The sequence below is a fragment of the Shewanella sp. BJSY2023SW005 genome, assembly GCF_047314585.1.
Lineage (GTDB): Bacteria > Pseudomonadota > Gammaproteobacteria > Enterobacterales > Shewanellaceae > Shewanella > Shewanella algae.
In genome coordinates this window covers 73,950-88,026 of record NZ_JBKORJ010000019.1, presented here as the reverse complement: position 1 = coordinate 88,026, position 14,077 = coordinate 73,950, and the positions used below count along the sequence as shown (strand labels likewise).

9 protein-coding genes are annotated in these 14,077 nt (G+C 54.1%); all 9 read right to left on the bottom strand.

Annotation, left to right across the window (positions count from 1 at the left end; genetic code table 11):
- Window positions 1-402 (bottom strand): hypothetical protein, encoded by a 402-nt coding sequence (locus ACMHXI_RS04310; RefSeq protein WP_028779543.1) that lies wholly within the window; start codon window positions 400-402, stop codon window positions 1-3.
- Window positions 403-483: 81 nt separating this feature from the next.
- Window positions 484-2,439 carry a BCCT family transporter gene (locus ACMHXI_RS04305; RefSeq protein WP_025888042.1) on the bottom strand — a complete coding sequence of 652 codons (1,956 nt, stop codon included), beginning with the start codon at window positions 2,437-2,439 and terminating at the stop codon, window positions 484-486.
- Between the two features lie 361 nt (window positions 2,440-2,800).
- A complete protein-coding gene (locus ACMHXI_RS04300) occupies window positions 2,801-3,832 on the bottom strand; it encodes a hypothetical protein (RefSeq protein WP_025888040.1) in 1,032 nt (343 codons plus the stop codon).
- The gene (locus ACMHXI_RS04295; protein ID WP_413734105.1) at window positions 3,823-5,487 is read right to left on the bottom strand and encodes a hypothetical protein; all 1,665 of its coding nucleotides are present in this window, start codon (window positions 5,485-5,487) and stop codon (window positions 3,823-3,825) included. The genes ACMHXI_RS04300 and ACMHXI_RS04295 overlap by 10 nt, the downstream gene beginning before the upstream one ends.
- A 49-nt stretch (window positions 5,488-5,536) precedes the next feature.
- On the bottom strand, window positions 5,537-7,411 hold the full coding sequence (locus ACMHXI_RS04290; protein WP_413734103.1) for a hypothetical protein: 1,875 nt from the start codon (window positions 7,409-7,411) through the stop codon (window positions 5,537-5,539).
- Window positions 7,412-7,503: 92 nt separating this feature from the next.
- Complete coding sequence (locus ACMHXI_RS04285) at window positions 7,504-9,351, bottom strand: hypothetical protein (protein ID WP_412496826.1); 1,848 nt, start codon at window positions 9,349-9,351, stop codon at window positions 7,504-7,506.
- Between the two features lie 30 nt (window positions 9,352-9,381).
- A complete protein-coding gene (locus ACMHXI_RS04280; RefSeq protein WP_413734101.1) occupies window positions 9,382-11,301 on the bottom strand; it encodes a hypothetical protein in 1,920 nt (639 codons plus the stop codon).
- 23 nt (window positions 11,302-11,324) lie between these two features.
- A complete protein-coding gene (locus ACMHXI_RS04275) occupies window positions 11,325-13,070 on the bottom strand; it encodes a hypothetical protein (protein ID WP_413734099.1) in 1,746 nt (581 codons plus the stop codon).
- Between the two features lie 466 nt (window positions 13,071-13,536).
- Complete coding sequence (gene tsaA / locus ACMHXI_RS04270) at window positions 13,537-14,016, bottom strand: tRNA (N6-threonylcarbamoyladenosine(37)-N6)-methyltransferase TrmO (RefSeq protein WP_101056735.1); 480 nt, start codon at window positions 14,014-14,016, stop codon at window positions 13,537-13,539.
- Window positions 14,017-14,077 lie beyond the last annotated feature (61 nt).

Sequence of the window (14,077 nt, the reverse complement as noted above, 5' to 3'; positions counted from 1 at the left end):
TCAGCTGCCTTTGAGTGAGCGCAGGAACAAACCTATGCCACCTGTCAGCAATACCAGGATCACCAAGAGATCAAAACTGCTCATGCTGCGCAGGCTAAAGTGAATGGTAGAGATCACCCCGAAGATCATCGCTGTGATAGAGCCAATCGCCAATAACCAGCCAAGAATATTCTTGCCGTTATAGAAAATCATCCCAACCCCCAGAATAAAGGGCACCAGGATCATACCACCTGTGATCCCCCATTGGCTGCCAAATGCGGGGACACCATACAAGCGGGTGCCCAGACCAAAGCTGCTGGATACCCTAATGGCGTTGAGCAGCATGTAACCACCACCACACATCATGATAAGGCCAATAAAAAATTGACCGACACCGCCGGAACTCCCTCCCGCTCCATTCATGTAAAACATCCTATATTCAATTGATTTATGCGGCGAAAATTCTAGCCGTTTTAGGCCCGGGCGGCAAACCGGGCCATAAGGTTACGAGTCGCGGCCGTTGAGGCGTTCAATAATCTGCGCCTTGGCTTCTTCCTGCGCCTGCTGCGCTTCCTCTTCCTGTTTCTGCCGCATCAGTTCGTTGAAGGTAATACGGGCAGCCTGAGCTTGCTCCGAGGCTTGCAGCTTACGTTCCTTCGCCGCCATGGCTTCATCTGTGAGGCGCTGCAACTCGGCAAGTGACTCATCGGGCGCATCCCCCAACTCCAGGTGCGACTCACTGCGGCTCAAGGCTTCACGGCGCAGCTGTTTTTTCAGCTCCCAGATGGCATCCAGGGCTTCACGCTCGGCGTCGGCGGCTTCAATGGCGCTGTCCCGCAATTGCTCAAACTTGGCCAGTGCCTGACCTTCACGACTCCAGGGATCGACCTCAGGCAAATCCGAAATATTAATCACGGGATCCTCGTAACCATCCTGATGACTCAGGTCCAACATGGCCGCCTTGACCCCGGACATCATCAGCATCACGGCTATCACCAAGAGTGGCAAACCACCAACGATAGCCGCTGTCTGCAAAGTGGCGAGCCCCCCCATAAACATCAGTACCGAAGGCATAAAAGACAGAGTAAAGGCCCAGAACAAGCGGTTCCAGCGCAGTGGTTCCTCGGTGACATTGTTTTGCACCACAGACGCCAGAATATAAGAGATGGAATCAAAGGTAGTGGCGGTAAAGATGATACACAGGAGGGTGAAAACAGCGATCACCAGATAGCTGAACGGCAACTGCTCCAATACGGCGAATATCGCCCTGGTCGCCCCTTGATCATTGAGGATTGCCACCACATCCAGCTCACCGGATAATTGCAACGACAAGCCGAAGTTACCCAAGATCATAAAGTACATGGCACAGCCCAGGGAGCCGAAGAAAATCGAGCCGGCCACCATCTGTTTGATGGTTCGGCCGCGGGAGATCCGCGCCACAAACAGTCCCATGCTGGGGGCAAACACCAACCACCAGGCCCAATAGAAGATGGTCCAGTCCTGAGGAAAATGGGTGTTCTCAAAGGTGCCCAAACCACCGAAAGGCTCGGCCCAGGTCGCCATGATAAAGAAGTTGCTCAGCATCCGCCCCAGAGAGTCCAGGCCGGTTTCCAGCATAAAGATGGTAGGGCCGGCAAACAGAATAAATGCCAGCAGTGCCAGCGCGCCCCAGAAGTTGATATTACTCAGCACTTTAATGCCTTCGTCCATCCCCTTGTAGGAGGAATAGGCAAACAGTGCAGTACACAAAAGTAATACGGCTATCTGACTGCCTGTGGTCGATGGCAGATCAAACAGGTAACTCAGGCCTTCGTTGATCAGTGGCGCCGCCAACCCCAGAGTGGTAGCCGCCCCGCCGAGCAGACCGAAGATAAACAATACATCGATAAACTTGCCGAGCTTACCGTGACTGCGGCCTTCACCTATGACAGGCATCAAGGCCGCCGACACCTTGAGCACTGGTTGCCTGCGGACATAAAAGAAATAAGCGATGGGGATGGCCGGGATCAAATAGATGCTCCAGGCGATGGGCCCCCAGTGGAATATGCCGTAAGTGGCGGCCCAGCGCACGGCTTCTTCACTGCCGGCTTGAAGCTGGAACGGCGGGTGTTGATAGTAATAGGCCCACTCAATCGTGCCCCAATAGAGGATGCTGGCGCCTATACCGCCGCAAAACAGCATTGCCGCCCAGGAAGCTGTGGCAAACTCAGGTTTTTCATCGGCATCGCCGAGCTTGATCTGGCCGATATCCGAGAAGATGATATAAATCATGAAGAAGAATGCCGCCAAGCCGAGCGACAGGTAAGCAAAACCCAACTTATCCGTCATAAACGCCTTGGCCACGGCTATCCATTCGGCGCCTTCTGCAGGAAATAGAGCCAGCGGGATCACCACCGCAAGCAGCAAGCCCAGGGCGCCAAAGAAAGTGGTTTTATCTATGAGTTCGAAGTGTTTTTTCATATTTTTGCTCTTCTGTTCGTCCCCGTTCGGGAGCTGGGGCCGCGGCTGGGCCCATGCCGGATAAAATAGGCGCAAGTGGCCATTCAGTCGATTATCTTTATCCGGAAAACGTACGAAAAGTGACGTAAATCAATAGGATGTTACATGATGAGATGTTTGTGTCCAGCTTGTATGAATTGCTGAATCGCTCAGTCGTTGCTGATTAAAGCGCCTAAGACCATAAGGATTTATGCTCTTGATTGCAAGTTTGCCCAGTCTGGGAGGTGTCATTCATAAAAGCCAAGGGGCCCACAGTCACAGGGGCCCCATACAGACAAAGTACCAACAACCGGCAGAATCTGGCTGTCAGTCTGCCGCTTCGCTACTGCTTCAGCTTCATCCAGGCGGCCTGGGTTTCACGACTGCTTCTTGGGTCCTTTGGCACCAGCCAAAGCAGCATCATATTCAGCAGTGAAGTCGAAAGCATAGCTCCCCAAAGCAGCATGAGAGAGAGTGTGATAAGGATATAACTGGCGTAGGAGTCCATAAAGGACAGGGCCAGACTGATCACCACACCACTCCCGGGTAATAACAGCAGAGTAATAAACAGCATCAAACATACCGTCTTGGCGACTGACCACCCCAGATTACGAGCCCTGCGACTGATAATCCTGTAGCCGAAATAGAGGCTGGGCAGTAACCAAAACATGATGAGCGTCCCTGTCCCCTGCCCTTCAAGCCGCAGCAGAGAGCGCAACGCAAAAGAAGGGGAACCGGAAGTTTGCACCATAAAGATTAGACATCCGAGAAACAATCCGTTGCAGATCCCCAGTATCATGCTGCTGCGAAAGAAAGCCAACGCCGGCGTCTGACGATCGGGATCGCACCCCTTACGATGAGCCAGTAAAGGGTGTTCCGGTTCAACTTTTACCAAGGGAGGACGAAACAGGTAAATCAATAACTGCGCCACCAGCCAAACAACAGCGCAGCCCAAGGCAAACATCAAGCCAAGCCAAGGCATAGTCTTGTCAAACTGGATCATGCTCAGTAGCGTTGGATAAGAGAAGCCGAACAGGATGTTCACCAATGCCAGAGGCACACCGCCCAAATACCCGAACGCCCGTCGACCAATAGCAATATGCGCTGCCAGCAACCCAGCACCTATGCTGAGTTGTAGCCCAGTTGCCAAGATAGCCAACAGTGAAATAAAGAAGTCGACCTCTTGGATTGCCAGCAGCAGTGAAGGTGAGAACATGTACACCAGTTGCCACTGATAATGGATAGCCAGTATGGGCAGCAGCGCAATAAAATAGCGACTCCGGTCGCGGGCTTTTTCCGCCCCGCCAAACTCTGGCTGAACAAAGAGATCGCTAATCACCCTCGCCATGCTGTTGGCCGATTGTCTCAATCCCATTCCTCATCCTCCTCGGTATCAGAGTGCAAGCTCAAAAATGCTTGCCATTCAGGGCTGTTGCCATGGCGCAGACTCAATTGATACAAGGCATCGCCTTCACCACCAAAGAAGTTTTCATGGTCAACATCCAGTGCATTGCCGTATTCGGTAATAAGAGGCAGGTACTGCACATCCTGTAATCCCAACTGCAAGGCACAACTGGCCAGCGGCGTCCCCCAGTTGGCGCCATCACATTGATCACTGCCGTCAAAACTGCGGCAAAACTGCTGCAGAATTTGCGCCATCAGCGGCAAGGCTTCGGCGTGACAGGCTGAACGTTGGAAAAAACGGGCCTCATCCCATTGCTGTTTGCCATCGGTAAACCTAAAGGCCAAGGTCTTGCCGTGCAACAGCTTGCTGCAATCCTGAGTCAGTGACTGCAGTTGGCGCAGCGCGTCGAGCTGGCCTTCGGTACTTTCGAGATCGGCAACCTTTATCAGCGTATGTCCAAAACATTGCAGCGCCTGGCGCTGCGCCTCACTCAGCCTCCAGTTATGCTGCCAGTGACAGGACTCCAGGGATAACGGGATAGGGCTGCCTTGCCACTGTGCAGGCTCAGGGAAAGGGCAGCGCAGCAGTTCTTCGCGATCCGAGAAGATCAACTCTGTACCTACATGCAGCAGTTGCCCCTTTGCCAAGAGGGTCAAAGGCGGCGTTTGCGGATCCAATGCCAACCTGACCACCAAACCATCAGACCAACTCAGCCACAGCCCATCGGCCTGCCAGATAGAAGTATCCAACTGTTCGAGATGGAAAAGCGCATCCTCTTCGTCTTCACAAAGCCGCACAACTCCGGCCTCCGAGCGCTCACCATTGTCGAGATTGAGCCATTCAACTCCAATGACAACACCCGCATCTGTCTCTCGAATCACTGGGATGGCCGCCAGGGCTCGTTGCGGACAAACAGCAATCGCCCCAGGTTCAGGGTCCCATTCAAGCACTGAATCGTCCAGGGGAAATACCTTGAACTTCACCCCTTCTCCCTGGATATCAATGCGAACCATGTAGTGCAGTTCTTCGTCTTCATCTATGACATGCATAAGCAGGCTGTTGTCCGGCCCGGCATAAAGACGTTGATTGAGATTGGTGTTATTCAAACAAAAGTAAGGCCCATCTTCATCCAGATAGTCATAACCACCGCCAAAACAATCTTCATCATACAGCTGGGCTGAAATCTCGCTGACAGCGCTAACTTCAGGAATAAGAGGCAGGCGTTGCAAGGTTAAGTCCGTATCCTTGTCCATCTCATAAAACAGCACCAGCAAGGCATCACCATCACTGTTGACAACACCCTGTACACTACCAAATTTGCTTTTATAATCATGCAGTAAACGGCATTGCTGCTGCGCGGGGTCGTACAGATAGAAAGCGCCAAATTGGTTGCCAAAAACACAGGCGCCATCCCGGGTTTGCCCTTTCAGGGTCACCAGTCCCTTGGATGAACTCAACTCGGCAGCCCAAAGCAGTTCGGTGCCACCTTCATCGAACGGACGCATCTGCAATAGATGGAGAACCGGGCCACCTATATCAGACTTTACTTTCAGCAACCTGGGTCCCAATTCGCTGGCCCGAGCGTATCTCTCTGGATACGGGGCAAAATCCAAAATCTCAATCACAAAACAACCCTTTGTTATTTATGATAATTACCTTTAGTTAATCATCATTTCATTGATAATCGTCTTCATCCTGACGGCTCATTTCATATGGCAAGCAGCGGTTAAAGTCCTCGCCGCCAGGGGTATCGGCATACTTGCCGAGCAAGGTATCCAGATTGCCATCCTGTTGGAAAAACAGCTCATGATCGACATCGATACAGTTGAGGTATTGGGCCACCAGCGGCAGATATTGGCTGCCGGCCAATCCCAATTGCAACGCACAGTCGGCCAGCGCCGGCTTGCTGATGTGTGGATCGCTGTAACAGTAATGGAGCCGCTCATTGGCAATGAATAGCCCCAGCAGACGCGCCATATAGTTCCGGCCTTCCAATTGGAGGGCCACAGCCTCAAAGAAGCGCGCCTCATCCCAGCTTTCGTCGGCATCATAAAAACCGAGGCGCAAGTCTTTACCCGACTTGAGCGATTCAAAATCTGTCAATGCCCGCAGCACCAGCTTGTCCAAGGCCTCAAGCCTCGCACTCGCTGACTGCAGATCCCTGACTTCGATTCGCGAAAAACCGAGCAAAGGGGGAACTGTATCCTGCACCTGGGCCTGGGCATGGAAGCTGCTCCATTCTGTCTGCTGTAATTGCACAGCAAAGCTCGCCTCCATGGCGGCGGGCGCTTGGTTCATCTGGCTGGCCAGATCCAAAGTGGGGTTGGGATTGACGTTGGAATTGACACGCCACAGATAATGCCAGTCGGTCAGCAAAGCTCCCTTGCTGAGGAGCTTCATGCCCTCCTCGTCGTATAAGTCATCTTCGCCATCCGGGAGATACAGGGGTGAGCGCCACTGCCCGTCCAGAGAAACCTTGCGGGTCGCGCCGCCATGCCAGCCAAGCCAAAGCGCCGCTTCGTCATTGCAGTAGGCAATATCATCCAGCTGTAGCCAGAAACGCCCCTGGGCCTCTTGCCAGTCGAGATTGTCGACATCGGCCGGAGCCAACAGCATGTCGGCGTCATCGGCCAGTTGCTCACGGGTAAATTGACGCACGCAAAAACGGCCTATCTCGCGGCCAAGGCGCAAGTCGATGCGCTGCAACTGATACGCCAGCGCCTCGGTTTCAGCATCAGCTACCCGGCTCAACTCCATGGCCGGCAGGATAAGCTCACCACGCTCACTGTCCAGCGCCAGGGCACACTCCCAGAGCGCTTCATTCCCCGGCGGATTGGGCAGAGGCATGGCCGCCACCTGCAAGGGCTCGGAATAACGGCCCTGCCATTGAACTTGGTTAATGCTACTACCTACGGTGTCACTGCCGACGACAGCCATAGGGTCCAGCCGCAGCAAAAACTGCCAGGCCTGGGACCGACGACGCCTACTGCGGTGGCAATGCAGGATCAAGCTGTTATCCGGTCCTGCATAGAGGCGATCGGTAAAACTCAGCCCCATGCTATCCGGCAGTCCGGTCTCATCGACCTCGGCCCAAGGGCTGCCCTGATTATCCACCTCATCATTCAGCTGCATGGCAGCCGAGGGCGAGAGATCCCTGTCCTCCAGCCAGTGCCAGAGCATTAAATCGTAACAGCAGCGCCGGTCATTTTCGCCCAGTGATGCCAGGGTTCGGCCATCACTCAATACCGCGACTTTGAGATATTCCATCCCGGTATGAGCCAAAAACTCCTGCTGCCGACGCGCCAGATCCACCAAGTAGATACAGCCCTGCTGATCCCAGATAACGCAGCTCTGCTCACGCCCCGGCACTCCATGGAAACAGCCACTGACCTGCATAGTGCCCTCGGCCATGGGAAAGTCTGTGCTCCAGACGAGCCGATAACCCGAGCCTGTATCTGCCGCTCCATAGAGATACAGGCTCGGGCAGCCATTGTCCGCATCGATATAGATGAGTTTACCGTCGCCAACCGGCGAGCATGTGAATGACATATTTCCTCGTTCTTCAGATCATAGTGCTCTGGCTTTAAGCTGGGGCGATACACTTGAGACAGAGCCACACAAAGCGTGTTGTTGCATTGAACTCAGTCCAGATAAGCCCCATCCTCGAGGCGAAGCTCGGCAGGTAAGAGGTCGTAAAACTGCTTACCCTCCAGGGTATCGGCATACTTCTCCAGCAAGTCATGCAAATGGCCGTCCTGCTGGAAAAACAACTCATGATCCAGATCGATACACTTAAGGTAGCGCGCCACCATAGGCAAAAATCGACTGTGACTCAAACCCAGTTGCAACGCACAATCTGCCAGCGCCGGCTTACCCAGTGCCGGGTCACTAAAGCAGTTGTGGCATGATTTGTCGCGTATGAATGAGAGCAGCAACTGCAACATCAGATTCCAGGCCGGCTCCTGAGTCACGACGGCTTTAAAAAATTGCGCTTCATCCCAGCTCTCATCGGCATCATAAAATCCAAAGCGCAGGTCTTGGCCTGATTTGAGAGATTCATAACCACGCAAGGCCTCGCTCATCAAGGTCGTCAGAGCCTCGAGTCTGGCACTCTCGGATTGCAGATTGTTGACCTCAATCCGTTTATATCCAAGTAGAGGGGGGATCTCCTGCGGTTCTGCAGTTGCACTATTTAAGCTGCGCCAGTATTCGCTGCTTGTAGCAATGTCGCAGCTCGCTTCCATGGCAGCCGGTTCAGTATCTAGCTGGCTGGCCGCATCCAAGGCTGGATTGGGGTTGAAACTCCACAGATACTCCCAGTCGGTCAGCAAAGCGCCACTGCCGAGCAGATTCATTTCATCGGCATGGTATAAATCACGCTTGCCATCGGGGAGATAAAGGGGCGAGCGCCACTGCCCGTCCAGAGAAACCTTGCGGGTCGCGCCACCATGCCAGCAAAGCCAAAGTGCCGCTTCGTCATTGCAGTAGGCGATATCATCCAGCTGTAGCCAGAAACGCCCCTGCGCCTTTTGCCAGGCCAAATTGTCTAAATCTGCCGGGCCCAACAGCATGTCGGTATCGCCGGCCAGTTGCTCGTGGGTATAATGACGCACACAAAAACGCCCTATCTCGCGGCCAAGGCGCAAGTCGATACGCTGCAACTGATACGCCAGCGCCTCGGTTTCAGTATCCTGCGCCCGGCTTAACGTCATTGCCGGCAGGATAAGCTCGCCGCGCTCACTGTTCAGCGCCAGGGCACACTCCCAGAGTGCCTCGTTTCCTGGCGGAGTGGGCAGTGGCATGGCCGATAATTGCAAGAGTTCGGGATAACTTCCCTGCCATTGAACTTGGCTAAGATCACTGCCCACAACAGCCATGGGGTCCAACCGCAGCAGGAATTGCCAAGCCTCCACCTCATCGCGCTCACTGCGGTGACAGTGCAAGATCAAACTGTTATCCGGCCCGGCAAAGAGGCGATCGGTAAAACTCAGCCCCACTCTGTCCGGCAGTCCGGTCTCGTCGACCTCGGCCCAAGGGCCGCCCTGATTATCCACCTCATGGCTGATACACTGAACGGCTGAGGGCACGGGAACATTGCCATCCCGCCAATGCCAGAGACAGACTTCGTAGCAATAGCTAGACTTATTTTCACCCAATAATGCCAGTGTTCGGCCATCACTCAATACCACGACTTTGAGGTTTGCTATCCCAGTTTCGGCGAGTAGTTGCTGCTGCCGTTGCGCCAGGTCCACCAAATAGAGGCAGCCTTGCTGATCCCAGATAACGCAGCTCTGCTCACGCCCGGGTACTCCATGAAAACAACCACTGACCTGCATAATACCCTCGGCCTTGGGAAAGTCTGTGCTCCAAATGAGTCGATAGCCAGAGCCACTGTCTGCCGCTTCATAGAGATACAGGCAAGGGCAGCCATTGTCCGGGTCAATATAGATGAGTTTACCGTCGCCAACCGGCGAACTTGTGAATGACATACATCCTTATCCTTTTCTCATAAATGACAGTTACTTATAGTCATCATCGTCGTCAAATTCGTCGTCGTCGTCATAGTCGCCTTTCTCGGCCAGCTTAAACTCCGGGTCGTTATAGGGGCTTGGGACCGCCGCCAGGAAAGCCGCCAGCTCTTGCGAGCCCTGATGTTCGGCAAAGATCACTTTCAAGGTGCGATTGATATGAAATGGATGCACAGGCAAGGCGCTGAGAACATTGAAATAGTCCGCGAGTTGCGGCAAAGCCTGCCTGTGTTCACTGAGCGCCAAGGCTGCCTCGGCCAGCACTGGCTGCCCCTTGGCTCCCAGCAAACACCTGGCCTGGGGCAGACGGCAGTATGCCGCCAGGATGGCCGCAATCAACTCAGGCCCCTGCTCCAAACGCACGGCATAGTGGAAGAAGTCGTACTCGCTGTGCCGGTTCCCCAAACCATCGACAAAAGCAAACCAAAGCCTGCCAGGCTCAGTAACTGCACTATGAGTTATTTTCTGCTTCAAGCGGTCAAGCCAGCCGGCTCTGGTTGCTACAGGGGCTCTGGCTGTTACTGAGGCTAAGGGCGCTCCGCACGCCTCCCCCAGGCTCTGCTCCAATTTGGGGAGCACCGCCAGTAGCTGCTGCAAGAGTTGCAACCTGCCTTGATTTAATGTCAGATCGTCACAATAGAGAGTCACCCTGCCACTGGGGCAAGGCTCGGCCTGCAGTTGGCTGGGAATTTGCAGCGGCTTGGGTTGATAGCTGCAGCAATTGAGCGGGCACTTTTGCTGTTCGGCAGCCAGCAGGCTCTGGGGCACAGCAGCTTGGGAATCGATGTCGACCGAGTAGTGACTGGGCTCATCGAGATCACCGAATGCCAACCAGAGCCGCCCTTGGTTAACCCCCTTAATCATGACCAGATCACCACCATAGTGGCTCAAGGGGCGCCACTGCCCCGCAGCATCTTGGCTGCCCAGTTGGTACAGAGGGGAAAGCCTCTCGCCCTTCGGTGACACCTTTTGCATCAAACCCCCTTTCCAGCCCAGCCAGAAGACTTGCTCCTGCTCGCAAAAATAGCTGCAAGTCAGGCTGTTGAGCAGTTGCTGCCATTCGTCGTTATCCTGATGGGATATCTCACCGGCGGCAATCCGCTCCAGCGCTTCCTGAACCGCTTCGGCATCATATTCATCACAAATATCGGCCATGGCCGGCAAACGCACCCCGGCATCGATTTGACGGCCGAGATTCATATCTATCAGCTGCAACCTGGCTTCGTAACGCACAGGCTCGTCCTCGGTCTGATGACGGCTCACGCCATCGGCGGCCAGGGTAGTGATAAGGCCGTTGGCACGGTTCTGGAACCAATAATCCTGCGGTGAAACCTGCACTGGAGCCGGTTTCCCCGGCAGAGGCTGTTCGGACCAGGTTTCGTTTGACGGGTCAAAATACACCAGTTGCTGAAAGCGGAAGCGATAACCGCCATGCTCATTGCGACCATAAAAGGCCACGCGGCCATCCCGGGTCAGAATCAGTGACTCAGGTTCGATTTCGGCACTCACAGGCCAATGCTGCACCGGCTCCATGGCCGCGAGATCGACCTTGAGTAAGCTGTGGCCGCGGCGCGCAGCGATGCCTACCCGCCCGACCACCCACAGGGTCTGTTTGTGGCTATCGAGCCAGGCCCCGGGGGTTCCGGAGATTTGTAAATCCAGCACCTGCTCACAACTGCGCGCCTGATAATCGCAGACAAAAAGCAGTCCATTTTGGCCCAAGGCCAGGAAGCGAGTGTCATCCAGCCATTGCAACAAGGCCAGCTCGCCATCCTCGGTTCCTGGCAACTCACATTGCCACAACAAGGTGTCGGCCTCATCAGCGCTCTGGATAACCTGAATAAGCTCAGGGCCGATAAAAAACAGCTTGGCCTGTTGCAGGCGGATATTGGTTCTTACATTGGCATTCATGAAGTTATTCCTGTGATTTGCAATCAGGCGGGGGAAATCGGCCAGGGCAAATCCTGGACAAAACGGCGATATTGGCGGCTCTTGAGTAGCCCCTGGCCGTGACGCCGTTGAATAAGCGGCACTGAGTGCTGTTGATGGAAGGCGGCGCCTGGACCATCAGCCAGCATATTGAAATAACGGGCCAACAAAGGCAGATAAGCTATGTCATCACCGGCCAGCGCCAGCACTGTGTCCGACAAGGCCGGCTTATCGGCGCCGCTGCGCAGACTTGCCGCATCGGGATAGGCCAGCAGCTTCTCAACGGCTTCGGCCAACAGCTCGGCGCCGCCCGGCACAACTATCAGCGCGGCCACAAACTGCGCCTCGGTCCATTCACTGCCATTTCTGTCATTAAAGCGCCACTCCAGGCGCTCACCTTTGGCGCTGTTTGGTAAGTCGGCCAGACGGCTGACCATCTCTTTGGCGCTGGCCAGCAAACACTCCCCCATTTCCAGATAATCGGCCTCAATAAGATTGAGCCCCGCCTCACCATGGGCCAGGCTCTGCTGCTCACTCATCACCAATTCAGGTTTAGGCCAGAAATAACAGGGCAAACTCTGGCAATCGGCGTCCCCTGGCAGCATGGGCGTGACAGTACTGGTATCCAGTGCATATATCTCGAACCCCACCAGCAACAAACGATTGGACGTGGGTGAGGTCAATTGATAGTCGTAATGGTCAAAAGCGACCTGGGCAAAGGGATTGGCTTCGTCGCCGGGGAGTGGGCATTCGTTGGCGCGATAGCGAGGCGACAACGCCTTGAGGCGGAAGTGTTCCTCTGGTGCCAGATAGCCCTTAATCAGCTCGCCACTACGCAACCTCAGCCAAAAAGCGGCTTCATCCAGGCAAAGGCGGATACCACTCAGCCCGTCAGACAGGCTTTCGAGCGCGTCAGTCAGCTCTTCTTCATCACAGGCATCTTCACCGCTCCTGAGCGATTCAAGCAAAGTGGAAAACTCATCCGGATCCAACAAGCCATCATGGCTGTCAAACCAAAACACCGGCTGTTGCCAAAGCACGTCAAGGGATTCGAGTGCCACCAGTTGCAACTGCAACCCAATGCGTGGACTGTCACCGCTCTCATCCAACAGACACTCAGAAACCGGCAATAACGCCAACTGCCGCTCAGGGCAAAGGTGTATGCTCGAATAACGGCTAGCTTCAAGCTGCGGTTTGCCCTCAATCCGGTGAAATCGGCTCTGGCCATCGACCACATTGGTGCACCAGAAGCCATGCTCTCGCTGCGCCAGAGAGTCGCATTCACGTTCATAGAATAAAAAACAACCGTCTCGGCGCCGCACCATGGTGCTGCCAAGGCGGCGATCATCCAGATATTCAGGCAACCAGATATCCTTAATAGGTCGCCAGTCGGCCAGCGACCAGCCCAGGAGACAGGGATATTCATCATCCCCTCTTGGCTGCTCGGCCACATACCAGAACTCGCCTCTGTCTTTATCCAGCCAACCATGACCATAGATGCCAACATTTGGCAGATTGACCATCAGCCGAGGCCCGGTTTCGATATCACCGGCATAGATCTGCCCGGAGCGGGTGGCGACCACAAATTCACTGTCGCTGTAGAAGGCACTCAGCACCACTTCATCCTCGGCCTGGGGCAACTCATACTGCCAAAGCAATTGCTGACGGCCGTCAGCCAGCGGCGTCAACAGCTGCAACTGCGGGGCACCGGTCTGCTTCGGGGAATGTAAAATCCATTTGGCAGCTGTCATCTGAGACTCCTGTTGTTAACAGTAAAGAGATAGCCGAGCCCGTAAATCGAAACGGCATAATGAGATAGCCCAAAGGCACCCATCAAACATAAAACCAACTTGGCATGGCTAATGGGGCTTGCCAGGTGCGTATGCAGAGCAAATAAAGGGGAAGGAAGCGTTTGGCCTAGATTAACCAGCAGCCTAATGGGAAACTGAACGACAATAGCAGTTTTCAAAACAATCCTTTTCGATGGCCTTAAGGCCTGGGCCCATCCAGGGCTCACAGATGTAAGCTAGGCAGCACTATTGGTTTATGCCCCCTAGAGTAAAGAGAGTGAATTTTGACGCTCAAACCGCTCCATGACAAGCTTGAAAGCCATTAAAGTGATGCCAATCAATAGCAAGTAAATAAAAATGAAACAGCAGATGAACATGAAAAAGGCTTTTATGCTCATCACTGCCTCTTATCGATCAGTTAAAGTATTCAGGCAAACCTGTCGTCGGAAAGGGTTTGCAGTGGATCTCTGCCCTGCTCGTACCAACCATCACGGGTGTTTTGCACGCAATCAAATGCCTGAATATAGGGTTTGATATCTATGATGGGGGTACCGTTGAGCATATCGATCCCCTTAACATGGATACGGTTGCCCTCTAAACGGTCAATCTCCAAAATCGATAGGCCTATGGGGTTGGGACGCTTGGGTGAGCGGGTCGCAAATACACCGCGCAATTGATTATCGAGAAAAGGTTTAACCTTGAGTGCTCCCTGCTTGCATTGATGCAGATGAAATAGCACATAAACATGGGAAAAACCATCGAGGTCGGCCAACCCTTCGGCATAGTCGGGATGGATCACCAAAACCCCTTGGTTATCGGCGACCTTGCTGCCCTGAATCGGCATATTGGCCAGTTCTGTGTACTGGGTTTCGGCATGGCCTATGGCGGTAAAGCTGACAACTTGCATAACAACTCCGTTGCAAATACAGAATTGCAGTCTACCTCAAGGCTCAAAGGGGATCCTCAAG